The organism is Desulforapulum autotrophicum HRM2 (assembly GCF_000020365.1).
GTDB lineage: Bacteria > Desulfobacterota > Desulfobacteria > Desulfobacterales > Desulfobacteraceae > Desulforapulum > Desulforapulum autotrophicum.
In genome coordinates, this window is record NC_012108.1 from 4,681,184 (window position 1) to 4,698,716 (window position 17,533).

The window sequence follows — 17,533 nt, forward strand, 5'->3', positions numbered from 1 at the left end:
CTATCCGAGTTCCGGTACCATGGTCTCATAGATATGGGCAAGTTCCCTTACCAGTTTTTTATTGTTAAAGTTCTTTTCAACCCTCGTTCTGGCCGCCGCTGTCACCCGTTGGCGAAGCGCCTGATCCGTCAACAGCCGTTCCATGGCACGGGACAGTCGTTCGGGATCCTTTGGCTCCACCATGAGCCCCGTCACCCCATCCTCAAGGAACTCGGGCAGCCCCGACACATTGGTTGCCACAACGGGAAGATTCATGGCCATGCTCTCTGCCATGACATTGGGAATCCCGTCCCTGTCACCGTTGGCTGCCACCTGGCATCCCAGGACAAAGATATCTGATTGTGCATAGTAATCAATCACCTGCTCGTGGGTCATGGTGCCGCAGAGTGTGGTCCGGCCACCCAGATCAAGGGATTCTATCAAACCCACGATCTTGTCCCTGTCATCTCCCTCGCCGATCAGGGTATGCCTGAAATCAATTCCCCGGTCCCGCAAAAGGGCCAGGGCACGGTAAACCGTTTCCAGTCCTTTTTTTTCAGTGATCCTTGCCACAGTCAGTATCCGGTATGGGATAGAGGGAACTTTGGCTGTTCCCTGGGGCTTGAAATAGTCCAGGTTGATTCCATGGTAGACACAGAACAGGGGGGTGGCCGTACCCGGTGAAACCGTTGCAAGGTATTGTTCGTTGTAACGGGTGCAGGTCACCACAAAACGCGCCATGTCAATCTTCTCTGCAAGCTGGCGCCGGTCCGAGGTATAGATGTCCTTTGCATGGGCAAAAAAACTGAAGGGAAGCCCTGACAAAAGACTTGAAAAAAGGGCCACAGAAGTGGGGGAATGTGCAAAATGGGCATGGAAATGAACAATACCCTTTCCCGGCAGAAATTTATGGACCAGGACCCCCGCCTGGAGAAGGTGTTTCACCGTTGCCGACCGCCGGGTCCTGAACCATCGTTCAACCGCTTTTTTAAGGGCACCCATGTAGCGCTTTGGCCGTTTCAAGGCCAACAGCAGGTTATGGTACAGGAGAATATGAAGGTTGGGCAGGATGGTTGAAGGCAAATAATCCACCCCGGCCCTGATTTTGCTCACGCTGGCATGGGTGAACAACTCCCTGGGATGGCGCATGGAAACAATGTGAATCTTGTACCCAAGGGATTCCAGAAGCAGGATCTCATTGGAAATAAACGTTTCAGATATCCTGGGATATCCCTTTAAAACCATGCAGAATGTGCCTGTTTTCCCGGTGTTCTCGTTTTTCATCTTTTCCTTTCCTGAAAATCCATTTTCAAATCTATTCCTCAACTGGGTTTAAAGTTTTTCGACCTGTGCGGTTAACCTTTTTTTATACGGAAATAGTATAAATCCGACGAACCGCACAGGTCGAAGTTTTTCCGCTCCGCCGTTGGATACCGGTTCGCCTATTTGGCAAACCGGGCACCACCGCCGGCCGGATCCTGTTTATACCCCAGGGCCTTGAAATCCATCACCCCTGAAGGGCTGTGGCAATCCAGGCAGGACAGGGATTCCTCCTTGGGAACCACCCCATGGTTCAGACGCCAGTACATTGACGTCTCAGCAAAGTCAACTTTGCCGCTAAAGGGAAGCTTTGCAGCCTTCATACCCTTTTCTGCCGCCGATTTCCAGTCTCCCGTGGCAAAAAAACCGTCCTTGCCCGTTAAATGGGGAACAACAAGGGTTCGATTTTCAGGATCCATAAGCTGCCGGCCCTTCATCATCTTGTAGGGGGTGATCTTTGCCAATGGGTCTTTGATGCTTCCCACCGGGGGATTAAGCGCAGTAACGCCGCTTGCAGTTATAACGTCTCCCTTGAGATACCTGCGGTGTTTCCCATTGTACCAGGCATAGGTGGGACGCAAAGCCTTCTCCTTTACAGTGATGCCCATTTTTCCCTGCATCACTACCTTGTTTTCACTCTGTTCAAGGATCTTATTTTCCCCAACCCCTTTGGAGGGATCCCTGGATGTCAGTGTAAACTTTTTACGTGCAAAGGTGGGAATATGGCAGGTCTGACAGGCAATGGATTCACAGTGACGGTTCAGCTGGTTCAACAGCGGAGACACGTCATCATGGGGTGATTCATCATGGCAATCCGTGCATGACACACTGCCCTCACTCACGGCTGAGGTGGTGCTGCTGCCCGAGATCCGATGGTGATCTGTGGTGTGGCATTCCTGGCAGGAAAAATCCTCTCCTCCCATGTGGACATCAAAGGACCTTGAAGGATTGAGCAATTCACTGCTTAAATCCCCATGCTTGAAATTATCCCCACCACCACCATACCAGTGACAGGCACCACAGTTACCCCGTCCAGGAGGGCCCACTTTTTGAGCAATCTCTGCCAGATCAATATCCTTGTCTGGATACCCACAAGTATTTTTCTTTTTGGAATAGCGGCCCGTGGTATCATGGCAAACCAGACAGTCCACATTGGCCATATCCGTAAAATCAAAAGTCTCATCCTTCCACCCGTAACCGGCATGACATTTGGTGCACCCGCACCAATTAGATTCAATACCCACTCAGTAGTCGTTCATCAGATTTATCTTGCCAAGTTGTGCTCCTCGTTCACGGCCTTCTAAAAAAGCGGTTCCCCCCTTCCAGAGCCAGTGGGCCGTCTTGACAAAATCCTCGCCCTGGGCTGCATGGCATTCCAGGCATTGAAGAGTGATCTCCCGGGCACTGCCATGGGCCTTTTCCATCAAAATAGAATGATCTTCCATGGCATGGGACAAACCGCTGAACATGAAAAAAACAACTGCAAAACAAATTTTTCCAACCATTATTCCTCCTTTAAAACCGTTCCAGGACATTTCAATGGGATTTACCGACCCGATTTAAAAACAGCATCCGTTAAATTATGATCATAAACCAATAACAGATTAGCACAATAGCAGAACCCGTGCCATTTGCAATTTTTTTTAACAAAAAACAACCCTGTTCCATGCAGGCCCGGGTTTAAACCTGATTTAAAAAAAATCCTACACACAAAAAATGACCTGGCCAGGGAAGCTTCGCCCATGGGGTAACGTTAAAACAGCCCAAAGGTAACGCACAACCATTGTTCCGCCCCTGCCCGAATCCGGATGAAACAGAAAAATAATTCCTTGCAGTTGTTGAATCAAAGGTCATAAAGGTCCATTGACAGCGGGTAAAAAAATTGACAACAGGGGTAACGTTATCATAGGATAAAAATTATCGTTATCGAATTTTATTCCATGTACCCAAGGAGCGCCATGAAAAAACAACATCTGTGGGATGCTGGATTTTTAAACCAGATCATTGACACCATGGCCAACGGACTGTTTACCATGAACCTATCCGGCGAAATCACCTCATGGAACAAGGCAATGGAAGGCATCAGCGGCTATACGAGCCGTGAGGCCCTGGGAAAAACCTGCAGCCTTCTCCAGTGCAGCCGCTGTTTTGGGAAAAAATGCCCGGCAAACATCAACTACTGCGGGGTGCTTGAAAAACGAAACACAGGTCCCAAGGAGTGCCTGGTCAAGCATAAAAACGGTCATCTAATCTCTGTCATAAAAACAGCACGGGCAATCAAAGACAAGGAGGGGATAGTTGTCGGAGTGGTGGAAAGCCTGGCCGACCTGACTGAACTCAACACCATTCGCAAAAAAATAGCCGAGGCAGAACGCCGGCTTGGGGAAACATTCCGCCTGGGAAACATCATCGGCAAAAGTGCCCGGATGCAGGAAGTTTTCAAGGCCATCCAGATGGCATCTGAAAGCAGGGCAAACATCCTGATCCAGGGAGAGAGTGGCACCGGAAAAGAACTTGTTGCCATGGCCATCCACTACAATGGTTTCAACGCCGACGCCCCCCTTGTAACGGTGAACTGCAGCGCCCTGTCTGAAACCCTGCTTGAAAGCGAATTATTTGGACACAGCAAAGGAGCCTTTACCGGTGCCCACAAGGATCGCATGGGCAGGTTTGAACAGGCCCACCACGGCACCATTTTTCTGGATGAAATTGGAGAGCTGACCCCCTACATCCAGGTAAAACTTCTACGGGTGATCCAGGAGCGGGAAATAGAACGGGTGGGCGAATCCAAGCAGAGAAAAATTGATATCCGGATCATTGCAGCCACCCACCAGAACCTGGTGGATCTGACCAACATGGGAAAGTTCAGGGAAGACCTGTTTTATCGGCTTAAGGTATTTCCCATAACCATCCCCCCCCTTCGGGAACGGCGGGAAGATATTCCCCTCCTGGTTAGCCACTTCATTGACAAGGGTAACAAAAGGGAAAAAAGAAAGATCAAAAAAATCAGTCAGGAAGGCTTGCGCGCCCTCCTGGAATACCCCTGGCCCGGGAATGTAAGGGAGCTTGAGAATGCCATTGAACACGCCTTTGTCCTCTGCCGGGCCGACCAGATAGATCTCAGGGACCTTCCCGTTGAAATCAGAAACCATACCCACCAGACGGTTGAAACCACCCCTAGGACAAACCCAGCCAGAAACCTTACCCGGGAGGCCCTGCTGGAACTGTTAAACCAGTGCGACTGGAACAAAGCCGAGGTGGCAAGGCGCATGGGAAAAAGCAGAACTGCCATCTGGAAATACATGAAAAAATGGGAGATACCATTAAAAGGAGAAAACAAATGACGGCAACCGTCTATTTTACCGACTTCAAGGCAAACTCAAGGGAAAATCTTTTGGAAAAACTGGCAAGGCTCATGGCCACAGCCGGCCTTGATGGCATCCTTGACAAAAATGACCTCACCGCCGTAAAGCTCCACTTTGGAGAGATGGGCAACACGGCCTTTATCCGCCCGCCATTCGTCCGGCGAATCGCCAGAGCCATCAGAGAAAGGGGGGCTATTCCCTTTCTTACAGACGCCAACACCCTCTATGCCGGCACCCGGAGCGACTCGGTCTCCCATATCACAACGGCCATTGCCAATGGGTTCAGCTATTCTAGCATGGACAGCACCCCCATTATCATTGCCGACGGACTCAGGGGAAAAAGTGAAACCAGCGTCCAGGTGGGCTTAAAGCACTGCAGCGAGGTCCACATCGGCAAAGAGATCGTTGCGGCCGATGCCCTTGTTTCCGTTGCCCATTTCAAGGGCCATGAGCTTTCAGGCTTTGGCGGCACCCTCAAAAACCTGGGCATGGGCTGCGCCTCAAGAAAAGGCAAACTTGACCAGCATTCAACGGTAAGCCCAAAAATCAAGCGAAAGACGTGCATTGGATGCGGCGCCTGTGTCGACAACTGCCCGGTCAAAGCCATCACCCTGGAAGACGATAAGGCGACCATCAACCCGGAGGTGTGTATCGGGTGCGGCGAATGCATCATCCGCTGCCCCACGGGTTCGGTGAACATACGTTGGAACCAGACCATCCCGGTGTTCCTTGAAAAAATGATGGAGTATACCAAGGGCGTTATTTCGGGCAAAGAGGACAAGACGCTGTTTATCAACTTTATCACAGACATCTCGCCGGCCTGCGACTGCCTGCCCTACAACGACGCCCCCATTGTCAGGGACATCGGCATTGTCGCCTCCACTGACCCCGTTGCCATTGACCAGGCATCCGTGGATCTTGTCAATCAGCAGCAGGCATTCGCCAACACCCGCCTCAAACACAACCGGGAACCTGGCGAAGACAAATTCCGGGGGTTATATCCCGATGTGGACTGGGAGATCCAGCTCGACTACGCCGAGACCATCGGCCTTGGCACAAGGACCTATGAACTTGTGAAACTAAAATCTTTGACCTGGAAAAAAGAAGTTCCCGAAAATCAAGGACATTGATGGACCAGGTATCTGCCTGGGAAAGATGCAACCATAATGAAAATTACTGGTCTTTTGTCGGTGCAAAGCCCTTAACCGGGGTCCTGAATCTGCCAGGGATTGGAAATATCCTCGGCACATTGCCCAGGGGGTTGAGATCCACCAGAAACGGGCACCCAAAGATTTCCTCCAGGATCGACGGATCCAGAACCTTGCCGGGTGCTCCCTTTTTGACCACCCTTCCCCCGGCCAGCAGGACCATATGATCCGAATACATGGCAGCCAGGTTGATGTCGTGGGAGACCATGACAATGGTGATTCCCGTCTCCCGCTTGAGTTGATCCATGAGATCCATGAGCATTACCTGGTGGGCAAGGTCAAGGGCTGAGGCGGGTTCGTCCAGGAGCATAATCTCAGGATCCTGGCAGATGGCCCGGGCGATGAACACCCGCTGACGCTCACCACCGCTGATCTGATCAAGGGTCCTCTGGCCCAGGTGATCCACATTGGTGAACCCCATGGCCTGGTGTGCTGCATCATAATCCTGCCGGGTATTCATACCTAGTATGCCCTGGTGGGGCGAACGACCGAGCAGTACCAGCTCCTCCACGGTAAAGGGAAATGACTGGGACACGGTCTGGGGCACATAGGCAATTTTTCTGGCAAGGCCACGCCCCGAGTAAGTTTTCAATGATCGGTCAGCAATTTTAATCTCGCCCTTACCATGGGTTAAAACCCCTGAGACAAGGCGCATGAGGGTGGATTTACCCGACCCGTTGGGCCCGATAATGGTAAAGAAGGCACCCCTTTCCACGTCAAACGACAAATCCTCAAGCACTTTGACCTTTCCATAGGCGTGGGAGAGGTGTCGAATGGATAAGGCGGGCCCCCGGGTCAATTTTTTCCCCTCTTGAGAAGCATGATAAAAAGCGGCGCCCCGATCATTGCCGTGATTACCCCAACTGGAATCTCTCCCTGGCGGGGAATCCACCGTGCCAGAAGATCACACATCACCATATAGGAACCACCTCCGAGGATGCAGGCGGGCACCAGAACCCTGTGGTCCGGTCCCAGGGCAAGGCGGAAAATGTGGGGAACCACAAGGCCCACAAACCCCATAAGACCGCAGTGACAGACGGTGGCACTCACCATGAACGAGGATGTAACAAGCAGCACCCCTGTGACAGTACCCACATTGACCCCCATGGAGTGGGCCATCTCCCTGCCCATGAGCAGAAGATTCATGGCATGGGAAAGAACAAAAATAACAGCAAAGCAGGGAACAATACAGAGTGCAAGAATGGCGGCCTGGTCAAGATCAGACGAGGAAAGATCCCCCATGAGCCAGAACATGATGCTGTGGATCTTGTTGTTCTGGGTCAGAGAGATGAGAAACATGATCACAGCCGAGCAAAAGGCATTGACGACCACCCCGGAAAGCAGCATGGAATCCTTTTTCAACGAGGCATTGCCCGTTGACATGATGACCACCAGTACCAGGGTAACCATGGCCCCGGCAAAGGCGGTGATGCCGACGCCGGGGAACCTTGAAAGACCGAGGATGATGCCGATAATGGCCCCAATGGCTGAACCGCCTGAAATGCCTAGGATGTAAGGCTCAGCCAGGGGATTTCTTAACAGAGCCTGGAACACCAGCCCCCCGGTTGAAAGAACAGCACCTGCCATCATGGCCATGAGGACCCTTGGGAACCGGATGCGCCAGATGATGGCGGCCATGGTTGAATCACCGGAATCCCCTGAAAAGATCAGGTTCCAGACACCTGTCAGATCCCGGGACGTGGATCCAATGCCAAGGCCAAGAAACATGGAGGCGGCAAGAAACACGACCAGCACCAGGCAGACCCAGAAGATACGCAGGACAATGGATTTTTCCGTGGATGGATCCCTCATTTCCATCCTAAAAAAGCTCCGGATGGATCAGCCGGACCAATAGTTCAAGCCCCTCGACCATCCTTGGTGTGGGCCTATCAAGGAGATTAGAATCCACGATGTGCACCTGGTTGTTCTTGACTGCAGGAAGACCAGACCAGCTCTCCCACTCTTTTTTTACCCGTTCAAACACTTCGGCCCTTGCCATGGAGGTAATGATAATAATATCCGGGGCAAGACCAAGAAACTGCTCCCGTGAGAACCTGGGATAGGCAACAGCGGCAGCGGCAAGGTTAATCCCGCCTGCCCGCTCAATGAGCCCGTGGATAAAGGTATCCCGGCCGGCAGAAACAATGGGGGAAATCCCGATCTGAAAAAACACCCTTGGCCTGACCGTTGTGGTTGCCACAAGGGCCTCTACCCGTCTGACCCTTGTCTCCATGTCATTGACCACTTGGGCAGCACGGGTCTCGGCATTCAAAAGCGAACCAATCAATGTCACCGTCGTGATAACAGAATCAAGGTCAACCGGGTTAACGGCATAAACGGGAATACCGAGGTCCGAAAGCCTGTCCGCCGTCTGCTTGGGATTTCCATCTTTAACGGCAATGCAAAGATCCGGCTCCAGAGCCACGATCTTTTCAAGGTCCAGGTGGACATAGGAACCAACCCTTGGAATCCTCCTTGCAGATTCGGGATAGTCACTGTAAACGGTTGCCCCTTTAAGGCACTCTCCACGATCAATGGCAAATACGATCTCGGTAATACTCGGGGCAAGGGAGATGACCCGTTCAGGGTGAGCAGGAAAGGTAACCGTTCTACCCACCTGGTCCACGGCCGTTCGGGTATCCGTACAAGCGCCGGAGGGGGGATTAAACAGCATTATCCCAACCGCCACAACCAGCCCAACCCACCATCCGACTTCACATGGGGCGGATTTCAAGTGGGCACACCTGTTTCAACTGTTGCGGTTTTCATGATAACGCTCCTAAAGATCCTCTCCATGGGAAACAATTTCCTGTTATGGCAGACAAAAATCTCTGTTTAACATTTTTTTACAATTTCTGAAATAGAAAGAGCACCCATGCACTTAAATATCCCCGGCCACCAGGGCGTCTACCCTGGAGACATAGGCACGAAACACCTGTTCCCGGGTTGTGTTAATCCTGATCTGGAACGGAACGCTGAAGAACCCTTCCTGTTCCATCTGGAGAGCTTTGATCACAAGATGACCCTGAACCGACTGGGAACAGGCCTGACTGCAGCTTTCACACCCAAGGCAACTCCACAGGGAAGCCCTTTCTGGAGAAACACCCAAAACATAGCACCGGATGAAATAAAGGGGATCAAAATCAGCTGTGGAAACCGTTAGGGGGCAGGCACTGGAACACTCCCGGCAGGTCATGCAAAGGGAATGGTTCATTGTGTGGGAGAGTGATCGCTTAAGGGGTTTTATCCCCACAGCTTCCCGGGTTTTTGGCGATACTTCAGGCGGGCAGGCCCATTGATCCCACTGCTGAAAAAGCGCATCAAACAGGGGAGGATCTGCCATGGACAAGGCGTTGGAAAGAACCGTCACCAACTCCTGCTTAAGCTGGTGAATGCGCGTCACAGTCTGCATTGAAACCCTATGTTCAGCCACGGCCCTTCGCTGCAGATTGGCGATAAGGAGCCAGGGTTTCACACTGTTGGGGCAAAGATTGCCGCAACGGCGGCAGTCAAGGCAATGCCAGATGGACGATCCAACCCGGTCAAGACAAAGGCCACCAAGATTTGCAAGACGAACGATTCGCCTTGGATCAAGGCCTTCGGGCACCAGGGAGATTGGGCAGGAGGAGGTACAGATGCCGCAGGCGTAACATTGGGTGGATAGGGCGTCTGCATCGGGGGGATAAAAAGAGCTATCCCCATCAATCGACGGATTTTGCCCTTGAACGCTTATTGGATTGGTCATATTTTTTTCCCTCATTATTGGATTTGGAGACTATACCATATTTTGGAAGATTTTTTTTATAAAAAACAACTGTCAAAAAGTCATTGTGAAAGTCTCAACTTTCGAGCCCTCTTTGATTTCCCTGACCGGAAAATTGTAAGCCAAAGGGAATAGGATTTTTGCCCTTTCAAGCGTTAAGAAGCGCAGGCTGTTTGAGGACTTTAGGATAACCTGTTCCTGATTTTTTTGCAACGACACTTTGCCCTAAATCCACCGCCTATTTTTTTTATACCCCTCCAAAAACGATTCGGGGAATTTTTTTTCGCGGCTGGAGCTTATTCCGGTGGGGGCTTGGTCTTTTTGTGGCCGTCCCTCTGATCTGGGCAAATTTTGGGTATAGATATCCCTTGGCGGACCGGAAAAATTAGATTTTTAGTGTGTACCTTTGTCATATAGTTATCCAGATGGTGCCCATGAACCGAAAAGCATTGCAATTTTTCTGCGCGCCTCAACCAAGAGATCGTAAGATGGGTGCCCTTTAGATAAACGCAAAAACAGAGTACGGGATCGTTTAACTACTCTCCCCGGGATATTGACAAGTGAAAACCTGATGGCCTTCATCCGTTTCGTCTTCATCGAAGGAGCCAACGCCAGATTTTTCATCATCACATTCAGGTTTAAGGCAATTATCATGATCCACCACCACGCAGCATTTGTACCAAAGTCAGATGATGGCATTTTTCCACCGGCCAGATCGTCTTTCATCACCGCATGAACCTCTTCACTCTTACCGCATCGTTCATGAAGCCAGTGGATCACATTCTCCCCGTTCATCTGTGTATATTTGATATTGGTAACGACACCAAATACCTTGTATCGGCTTTCATCCATTTCCATTGTCGGGAAGGGAAGCTTAAGCTGTTTATCATCATTCATACCGGGCAAAGGTTGTTGTTCAACCAGGCGCTGCCGTTTGGCAAGATACCTGTATACCGGAGCATCTTTGCTATAGCACAGTTCGTTGGGAACAAAGCACACTTCGGCCCACTCGCTACCGGTTTTTAACTGTAAACCTTTCTCCCTTTTATAGATCGGCTGCCATTGGGCATCTGGCACTTGAGCTACCGCTATTTTGAATGCCTTAGTCACATTACAGCCGATGGCAAATTCGATTCTACCAAATCGTTTATTTTCACCTTTTTCACAGTACCGTAAAAGATCGTGCTGGTAAGCAGCAGTATCTGAACGGAGCTTCACCTTTTCCACATTGCTCGGAAGACAGTCCAAGGCTTCCTTAAAAACCCTTAACTGTTCATAACCAGCGGGCACGTTACCGTCCCGGAATTCTGTGTGAAGAATAATTCCTTGCTCAAACCACCATGTGTTGAAAGGTTGGTAAGCCTTGAACCCTTTATAACAATAAGAAGCTGTCTCTTTCATGGTTTGAGCCAGGGTGGCATCCATGTCCAAGGTGGCCGTTGTCTCGACGCTTACTGTATTCAAGCCAGCGATCATATCTTTATTAATCTTTCCAAACCCCTTCAGGAAGTCATTAGCGGCGGGGATAAATGCTTTAACATCTGACTTCTTTCGGGCATCCTCCTGTTCAGCATCATGAAATTTGGACAAATACCTGAAGACAGCTGACGGGGACGGCACAGAACGTTTTTTTTCCTTCCGCCACCTACTCTCTATAGTTCGGCGAACCTTACGACTCAAACCATGCGTTTCTGATTTCCGCAATATTTGGCAGAACCCTTCATCCGCCTCCAGTATCTTTAAATCATCAACACAGTCTCCTCCGGCAAGATTGAGCAGCACCAAAGATAAAACCATCTGGGAATCAGTCCAGCCTTGCGAGTTCTTTCTTACCTTCAGATGTTTTTGGATGGATTTGGACAACCCGATTACTTTGGCCAAGTCGAGATAGACGGGCAGGCCAGCCAATGCGGTCATGCCGGTCTGAGTTTTTTCTTCTTCATACTTGAATGGAAGCACGCCTTGTGTCATAACTTGTTTCACCCCGTTGATGATAGTTTTTTGTTCGCACAAAGACTCTATCTGCTTGAACCATCAAGCGCAACGGGGTTTTTCTTTTTTTTAGGTGGTGGATTGGGGTTGCATTTCAAATCGGCCTAGGAAAAACGGCCGGGGGTCTATCAAAAAATTTCATCAAATTAAAACGAATCTCAAATCCTTGTTTATATCAGCCTATACCCCCAATATGATTGCCCACCACAGGTTGTTCCGGCAACCCAGTTGCTTTTTCCTGCGCTTTATTTTGACAAACCCCCTGTTTCCATTATATAAGAGACCCCTTTAATCTTTTTTAAGGTCTAATCTTATTCAAGGAGACACGAACGACAATGGAAAAAGGAAAGGTAAGCCGACGCATCCGCTATTTCATGGATAAACGTGAGATGGACCTTGCAGCCCTTGCAGGTCTGACAGGGCTCAAGCAGGAGTTTCTCGACACCATGCTCAACGAAAATGTTTACCCTCCCCTGGGGCCGCTCATGAAAATTGCCAGGGCCCTTGGCGTGAGGCTTGGCACCTTTCTGGACGACCAGGAGAGCGATGACCCCTTTATTGTCAGACGATCCGAGCGTGAGGCTGCCTTCAGCGTCCTTGGAGGCAAGGGCAAACCTGCTGCCCTTAACTTCTACTCCCTTGGCAAGGGCAAGACTGACCGTCACATGGAACCTTTTTTTGTTGAAATCCTGCCGGAATCGGCCAAAACCAAGGAACTTTCCTCCCACGAGGGCGAGGAGTTCATCGCCGTGGTCACGGGGTGCGTTGAGATCATCTACGGCAAAGAGACCTACCTGCTCAACCCCGGAGACAGCGTCTATTACAATTCCGTAGTTCCCCATTACGTAAGCTGCGCAGGCAGCGAAAAGGCCGAAATCCATGCGGTCATTTACATACCAGAGTAAGGGGAGACAACCATGACCAACACCACCACCCTCGAGGAACACACCCTGGGCCAGATATTGGACCGAACCGTTGAACGATATCCAGACAACGAAATCCTTGTCTATATTGACAGGGATTTCAGACTCACCTATCGTGAATTTTCAAACCTTGTGGACGAGGTTGCAAAGGGTCTTATGGCCCTGGGCATTAAAAAGGGAGAAAAGGTTGCGGTATGGGCAACGAACATCCCCTTCTGGGTCACACTTCAGTTTGCAACGGCAAAAATCGGTGCCGTGCTTCTCACGGTCAACACCAACTACAAGCTTGCCGAGCTTGACTATCTGCTGAAGCAGTCTGATACGGAGAATCTATTTATCATCGACGGATTCCAGGATACCGATTACGTCAACACCCTGTACGAACTTGTGCCCGAGCTCAAAACCCAGCAGCGGGGACACCTGTCATCACCCAGCTACCCCTGCCTCAAACGCGTCTGCTTTCTGGGCCAGGAAAAGCACAGAGGCATGTACTCGATCCCCGAAATCCGGGCCCTGGGCACCATGGTATCCGACGATCAATACCTTGAAAGACAGGCGACCCTGGATTGCCACGACGTGGTAAACATGCAGTACACCTCGGGCACAACCGGGTTTCCCAAGGGGGTGATGCTCACCCACTACAACATCGGCAACAACGGGTTCTGGATCGGAGAGAACCAGCGATTTTCAGAGAACGACCGCCTCTGCCTGCCCGTACCCCTGTTTCACTGCTTTGGCTGTGTACTCGGGGTGCTTGCCGCCGTGACCCACGGCACAGCCATGGTGATACTTGAGGGTTTTGACCCGCTCTTGATCATGGCCTCGGTGGAACAGGAACGATGCACGGCCCTGTACGGGGTGCCCACCATGTTCATTGCCGTGCTTGACCATCCCATGTTCAAAAAGTTCGATTTTTCAACCCTTAGAACGGGTATCATGGCAGGCTCCAACTGCCCGGTCCATGTAATGGAGCAGGTAATTGAAAAAATGAACATGACGGATATCACCATCTGCTATGGACTGACCGAGGCAAGCCCTGTCATGACCTACACCCGCATTAACGACGATTTAAGAAAGAGAGTTGAAACCGTTGGCCAGGCTCTGCCCCACATTGAGGTAAAAATAATCGACATTGACACGGGCGAAACCCTTGCCCCGGGAATTCAGGGCGAGGTGTGCTGCAGGGGGTACAATGTCATGAAGGGCTACTACAACAATCCCCAGGCCACGGCCGATGCCATTGACACCAAAGGCTGGCTCCACTCTGGGGACCTTGGCATCATGGACAAGGACGGATACCTGTCAATCACAGGTCGCCACAAGGACATGATCATCCGGGGCGGGGAAAACATCTATCCCAGGGAGATCGAAGAGTTTCTCTACCGAATGGACGAGATCAAGGATGTCCAGGTAGCAGCCGTTCCCAGTGAAAAATATGGGGAGGAGGTGGGCGCCTTTATCGTGCTCAAGGAGGGCACCTTACTTGATGAGAGCGATGTCATGGATTTTTGCAGGGGCAAGATCAGCCGGTACAAGATCCCCCGCTACGTCACCATGGTCGAGGGTTATCCCATGACGGCCAGCGGCAAGATTCAAAAATTCAAGCTATCCGAACTTGCCACTGAAATCTGGCCGGAACGACGATAGGAATCAAGGGCGTTGCCCAATCAGGCAACGCTCCTGGATTACGCTTCGCCGTAAAGCCGCAGTTTTTTAAGAAGCGTTTTCCGGGTAATGCCCAGGCGCCTGGCCGCTTCACTCTTGTTGTTGTCGGCCGAGGCAAGGGTCTTTAACACGGCTTCCTGCTCGATCTCGGCCAGGGGACGATCCACACCCGCAGATGGATTTTCCCCGGACCACCCTGTATTCATGACCTGTCCCTGTCGAATAAACGGCAGGTCGTTCAGGTTCAGATAGTCCGACCGTGCCAGAACCACACCCCGCTCCACCGAGTTCATCAGTTCCCTTACATTGCCCGGCCAGGGGTAATGGATCATGGCGTCCATGGCCTCGGGGGTAAACCCCCTGATGTCACGGTTGTTTTTTTCGGCAAACAGTCTTAAGAAATGCAGGGCAAGCACCGGCACATCCTGGCTGCGGGCCCTGAGGGGCGGAATCTCGATACCGACCACGTTGAGCCGGAAGAAGAGATCCTGCCTGAAATGCCCCTGTTCGACCATCCGGGCCAGATCCCGGTTGGTCGATGCCATGACCCTCACATCAACGGGAACAGGGGTTTCGCTGCCAACCGGAGTCACCTCCCGTTCCTGGAGCACCCGCAACAGCTTGGCCTGCATGGCCTGATTCATCTCGCCGATCTCATCCAGAAGGATACTGCCCCTGTCTGCGGCAAGAAAGCTGCCCTTTCTTCGCCGGTCAGCCCCGGTAAAGGCCCCCCGCTCGTGGCCAAACAGCTCGGATTCCAGCAGAGTCTCAGTGATGGCGGCACAGTTGATCCGGACAAAGGGGTGCACTCTTCTTGTGGAATTCTGGTGAAGGGCCCCGGCAATGAGCTCCTTGCCCGTTCCCGATTCGCCATAAATAAGAATATTGGCCTCCGACGGCGCCACCATCTCAACCGTTTCAAGCAAGGCGAGCATGGCCGGGCTGTTGCCGATGATATTCTCCCGGTTGAACTGTTTGCCAAGGCTCTGCCTGAGGGTGAGATTCTCCTGTTTCAGGCAGAGGGTCTCGACCATGCGGGCAAGGGTCAACTTGAGCTTTTCAAAATCAAGGGGTTTTGTCAGATAGTCAACCGCTCCACGTTTTAACGCGGTAACGGCTGTTTCAACCGACGAATAGGCCGTCATGATGATCACCGGCAATGACGGATTAAATCCGTGAATCTCCTCAAGGGCCTCCATGCCCGACATGGTGATCATCTTCATGTCCATGAGCACCATGTCAAAGGGGGCTGATTTTACCGCATCAACTCCAGTTGTCCCATCATCGGCCACAGTCACCTCATAGCCCCACCCGGTCATCAGTGTCCTGAGCATGGTCCTGTGACCCAGATCATCATCCACAACCAGTATCCTGTTTCTGCAATCCATTATTCTGTCTCCCCAGTGTCCAGGCAGGGAATCTTAAGAAAAAAGGTCGTTCCATGCCCCTCCCTGCTTTCCACCCTGATGTCAGCGCCCATGGTCTCAAGGTTTCGGTGTACCATGGCAAGCCCCAGCCCCGTACCCCTGGCCCTTGTGGTATAATAGGGGTCAAATATTTTTTCCATATCCGACACGGCAATGCCAGACCCGGTATCGCTCACCTCAACAAACAAACACCCCTTTTCCGTGGTCACCTTTACCCCGAGGGTGCCACCGTTGTCCATGGCCTGGATGGCGTTGAGGTAGAGGTTTAAAAGAATCTGGTTGAGCCTGTCTGGATCAATTGTCACCTCTTTTTGATCCCTGGGGATCGTTTTTTCAACCCCTATTCCCCTGGCGGCAAGGTCGTTCTCCACAAGCTTTAACGAATGGGCCACAAGGTCCTTAACATCCACCTTTCGGGCAACCACGGGCACGGGCTTTGCAAATTCAAGCAACTGGGTAATGGCCCGGTTGAGCCGTTCGACCTCGTGGATCATGATATCGGCCGTCTCCCTGTCCTCGGCAACGCCCTTATACCGCTCCCTGAAATAGGTGGCAAATCCCTTGATGGAGCTCAAGGGATTTCGAATTTCATGGGCCACACCTGCGGCAAGCTTACCAACGGCAGCAAGGCGACGACTCCTTTCCACCTCCTGCTTTAACGCCGTAAGCTCGGTCAGATCCCTGAACAAAAAAAGATAGCCTGATGCCCCTTGTCCGTCATCCCGGATGGGTGAAGCAACCACATCCAGGACCAGAGAACCACCGGACAGGGAAGGAAAGGCAAGCTCCCTTGAGATTTTTTGATTTTTTTCTTCCATGATTGCGGCCATTTCAACCAGCGCCACCGGCAGGACCGGCTTATCTTTTTCCCCGAGAATCACCATGGCTTCCCGGTTCCAGGAAGTGATTTCAAGGTTAAGATCCACGGCAATCAAGCCTGCGGGCATGGTTTCGACCAGCCTGTTTGAAAAGGCCATGACCCTGGAAAGCGACGACCGGGTGGACCGGTATCCCTGGAGCATAAAAAGGCCAACAATACCAGCACTTGCCATGAGAAAGAGAACGGCACCATTGATGATAACATGGTTAATATAGGCTCTTTTCCCTGACGCGGCGCCGGTCATATCAAGGCCTGCAATGATAATCTGTGGACCCGAATCCCGGCATTGTTCAGGACACCTGGAGAAATGGGAACTGAACCAGTCACCCTCTGCCGGTTGGTGGCTGGCGTGGACCTTTTTTGATGATGCCGGACCCGGGATTTCTGGAGCTGTACCTGTTTCAGGCTGTGATTCCCGGGTCAGAAAAAGGCCTTGAACAGCCCCGGCTGTCCTCCGCCTGCCCATGCGCCCCCCCGGCCCTGGACGATGAAACCGCTTTGCCGGGGTGAACACCTTAAATACCTCAAAGGTCTTGTCCCCTTCCCCAGAAAAAACTTCCCGGTGAAAAATGGCCGTACCGTCACCCAGGGGGTCCACATCGGGCATTTTCCCATAAAAGGTGCCAATTTTTTCAGGATCACTGTGGGCCAGAATCTTTCCATCCCCGGTTATGATCATCAGATATTTCACTTCCGGCTGAAAGGCCGTTTCAGTCAACAGGTTCTGGACCCTTGCTGCCCGCCATCTCATCGTCATCATACCCGTGCGGGTGCCGGCCTCAAAGGCCCTGATAAGAAAGGTTCCCTTTGCCGTCAGCTTTTCAACAATCCTGGCGTCGTGTTCCTTGATGTTGTCCATGGCCATAAGCATAAAAATGGACATCAGCACAAGAATTGCCCCCATGATTATAAAAGGGGAGATTCCCGTTGTTCTCTTTTTGGGTTCTGTCATTGGCCCATCTCGCGTAAAATCCATAGGTTTGTTCTTAATTTTTCCTTGTTCTCCCCAAT

General features: G+C 51.5%; 13 protein-coding genes. 4 read left to right on the forward strand and 9 right to left on the reverse strand.

The window, feature by feature from the left end; genetic code table 11:
* Entirely contained in the window at positions 1 to 1,263 is a 1,263-nt protein-coding gene (locus HRM2_RS20565) for a glycosyltransferase (protein ID WP_015905961.1), read from the reverse strand.
* A gap of 158 nt (positions 1,264 to 1,421) precedes the next feature.
* On the reverse strand, positions 1,422 to 2,804 hold the full coding sequence (locus HRM2_RS20570) for a tetrathionate reductase family octaheme c-type cytochrome (protein ID WP_015905962.1): 1,383 nt from the start codon (positions 2,802 to 2,804) through the stop codon (positions 1,422 to 1,424).
* Positions 2,805 to 3,257: 453 nt separating this feature from the next.
* On the opposite strand from HRM2_RS20570, the gene HRM2_RS20575 reads away from it, so the two are divergent.
* Together HRM2_RS20575 and HRM2_RS20580 are read left to right on the forward strand one after the other, a co-directional pair.
* Positions 3,258 to 4,643 (forward strand): sigma-54 interaction domain-containing protein, encoded by a 1,386-nt coding sequence (locus tag HRM2_RS20575; protein ID WP_015905963.1) that lies wholly within the window; start codon positions 3,258 to 3,260, stop codon positions 4,641 to 4,643.
* Positions 4,640 to 5,794, forward strand: a complete 1,155-nt coding sequence (locus tag HRM2_RS20580) for a DUF362 domain-containing protein (RefSeq protein ID WP_015905964.1) — start codon at positions 4,640 to 4,642, stop codon at positions 5,792 to 5,794. Before HRM2_RS20575 ends, HRM2_RS20580 begins: the two co-directional genes overlap by 4 nt.
* Positions 5,795 to 5,837: 43 nt before the next feature.
* On the opposite strand, the gene HRM2_RS20585 is transcribed toward HRM2_RS20580, so the two are convergent.
* The 5 genes from HRM2_RS20585 to HRM2_RS20605 form a co-directional block, all read right to left on the reverse strand.
* Positions 5,838 to 6,671 (reverse strand): ABC transporter ATP-binding protein, encoded by an 834-nt coding sequence (locus tag HRM2_RS20585; RefSeq protein ID WP_015905965.1) that lies wholly within the window; start codon positions 6,669 to 6,671, stop codon positions 5,838 to 5,840.
* Positions 6,668 to 7,690, reverse strand: coding sequence for a FecCD family ABC transporter permease (locus tag HRM2_RS20590; RefSeq protein ID WP_232364091.1), 1,023 nt, complete (start codon positions 7,688 to 7,690; stop codon positions 6,668 to 6,670). The genes HRM2_RS20585 and HRM2_RS20590 overlap by 4 nt, the downstream gene beginning before the upstream one ends.
* Before the next feature lies 1 nt (position 7,691).
* Positions 7,692 to 8,546 carry an ABC transporter substrate-binding protein gene (locus HRM2_RS20595; RefSeq protein ID WP_083776665.1) on the reverse strand — a complete coding sequence of 285 codons (855 nt, stop codon included), beginning with the start codon at positions 8,544 to 8,546 and terminating at the stop codon, positions 7,692 to 7,694.
* A gap of 207 nt (positions 8,547 to 8,753) precedes the next feature.
* Complete coding sequence (locus HRM2_RS20600; RefSeq protein WP_015905968.1) at positions 8,754 to 9,617, reverse strand: 4Fe-4S dicluster domain-containing protein; 864 nt, start codon at positions 9,615 to 9,617, stop codon at positions 8,754 to 8,756.
* A 435-nt stretch (positions 9,618 to 10,052) separates the two neighbouring features.
* Complete coding sequence (locus HRM2_RS20605) at positions 10,053 to 11,606, reverse strand: IS1380-like element ISDau2 family transposase (protein WP_015904912.1); 1,554 nt, start codon at positions 11,604 to 11,606, stop codon at positions 10,053 to 10,055.
* A 356-nt stretch (positions 11,607 to 11,962) separates the two neighbouring features.
* On the opposite strand from HRM2_RS20605, the gene HRM2_RS20610 reads away from it, so the two are divergent.
* Positions 11,963 to 12,532 carry a cupin domain-containing protein gene (locus tag HRM2_RS20610; RefSeq protein ID WP_015905969.1) on the forward strand — a complete coding sequence of 190 codons (570 nt, stop codon included), beginning with the start codon at positions 11,963 to 11,965 and terminating at the stop codon, positions 12,530 to 12,532.
* Between the two features lie 12 nt (positions 12,533 to 12,544).
* Complete coding sequence (locus HRM2_RS20615; RefSeq protein WP_015905970.1) at positions 12,545 to 14,197, forward strand: AMP-binding protein; 1,653 nt, start codon at positions 12,545 to 12,547, stop codon at positions 14,195 to 14,197.
* Positions 14,198 to 14,235: 38 nt separating this feature from the next.
* Here HRM2_RS20615 and HRM2_RS20620 read toward each other — a convergent pair whose 3' ends face one another.
* Positions 14,236 to 15,603, reverse strand: coding sequence for a sigma-54-dependent transcriptional regulator (locus tag HRM2_RS20620; protein ID WP_015905971.1), 1,368 nt, complete (start codon positions 15,601 to 15,603; stop codon positions 14,236 to 14,238).
* Complete coding sequence (locus tag HRM2_RS20625) at positions 15,603 to 17,474, reverse strand: PAS domain-containing sensor histidine kinase (protein WP_041274201.1); 1,872 nt, start codon at positions 17,472 to 17,474, stop codon at positions 15,603 to 15,605. Before HRM2_RS20625 ends, HRM2_RS20620 begins: the two co-directional genes overlap by 1 nt.
* Positions 17,475 to 17,533 lie beyond the last annotated feature (59 nt).

What these genes read in the sequence shown, in the direction of transcription:
- HRM2_RS20565 (WP_015905961.1), bottom strand. Translation starts at nt 1,263, where the DNA reads ATGAAAAACGAGAACACCGGGAAAACAGGCACATTCTGCATGGTTTTA.
- HRM2_RS20575 (WP_015905963.1), top strand. Translation starts at nt 3,258, where the DNA reads ATGAAAAAACAACATCTGTGGGATGCTGGATTTTTAAACCAGATCATT.
- HRM2_RS20580 (WP_015905964.1), top strand. Translation starts at nt 4,640, where the DNA reads ATGACGGCAACCGTCTATTTTACCGACTTCAAGGCAAACTCAAGGGAA.
- HRM2_RS20590 (WP_232364091.1), bottom strand. Translation starts at nt 7,690, where the DNA reads ATGGAAATGAGGGATCCATCCACGGAAAAATCCATTGTCCTGCGTATC.
- HRM2_RS20595 (WP_083776665.1), bottom strand. Translation starts at nt 8,546, where the DNA reads ATGCTGTTTAATCCCCCCTCCGGCGCTTGTACGGATACCCGAACGGCC.
- HRM2_RS20600 (WP_015905968.1), bottom strand. Translation starts at nt 9,617, where the DNA reads ATGACCAATCCAATAAGCGTTCAAGGGCAAAATCCGTCGATTGATGGG.
- HRM2_RS20605 (WP_015904912.1), bottom strand. Translation starts at nt 11,606, where the DNA reads ATGACACAAGGCGTGCTTCCATTCAAGTATGAAGAAGAAAAAACTCAG.
- HRM2_RS20610 (WP_015905969.1), top strand. Translation starts at nt 11,963, where the DNA reads ATGGAAAAAGGAAAGGTAAGCCGACGCATCCGCTATTTCATGGATAAA.
- HRM2_RS20615 (WP_015905970.1), top strand. Translation starts at nt 12,545, where the DNA reads ATGACCAACACCACCACCCTCGAGGAACACACCCTGGGCCAGATATTG.
- HRM2_RS20620 (WP_015905971.1), bottom strand. Translation starts at nt 15,603, where the DNA reads ATGGATTGCAGAAACAGGATACTGGTTGTGGATGATGATCTGGGTCAC.
- HRM2_RS20625 (WP_041274201.1), bottom strand. Translation starts at nt 17,474, where the DNA reads ATGACAGAACCCAAAAAGAGAACAACGGGAATCTCCCCTTTTATAATC.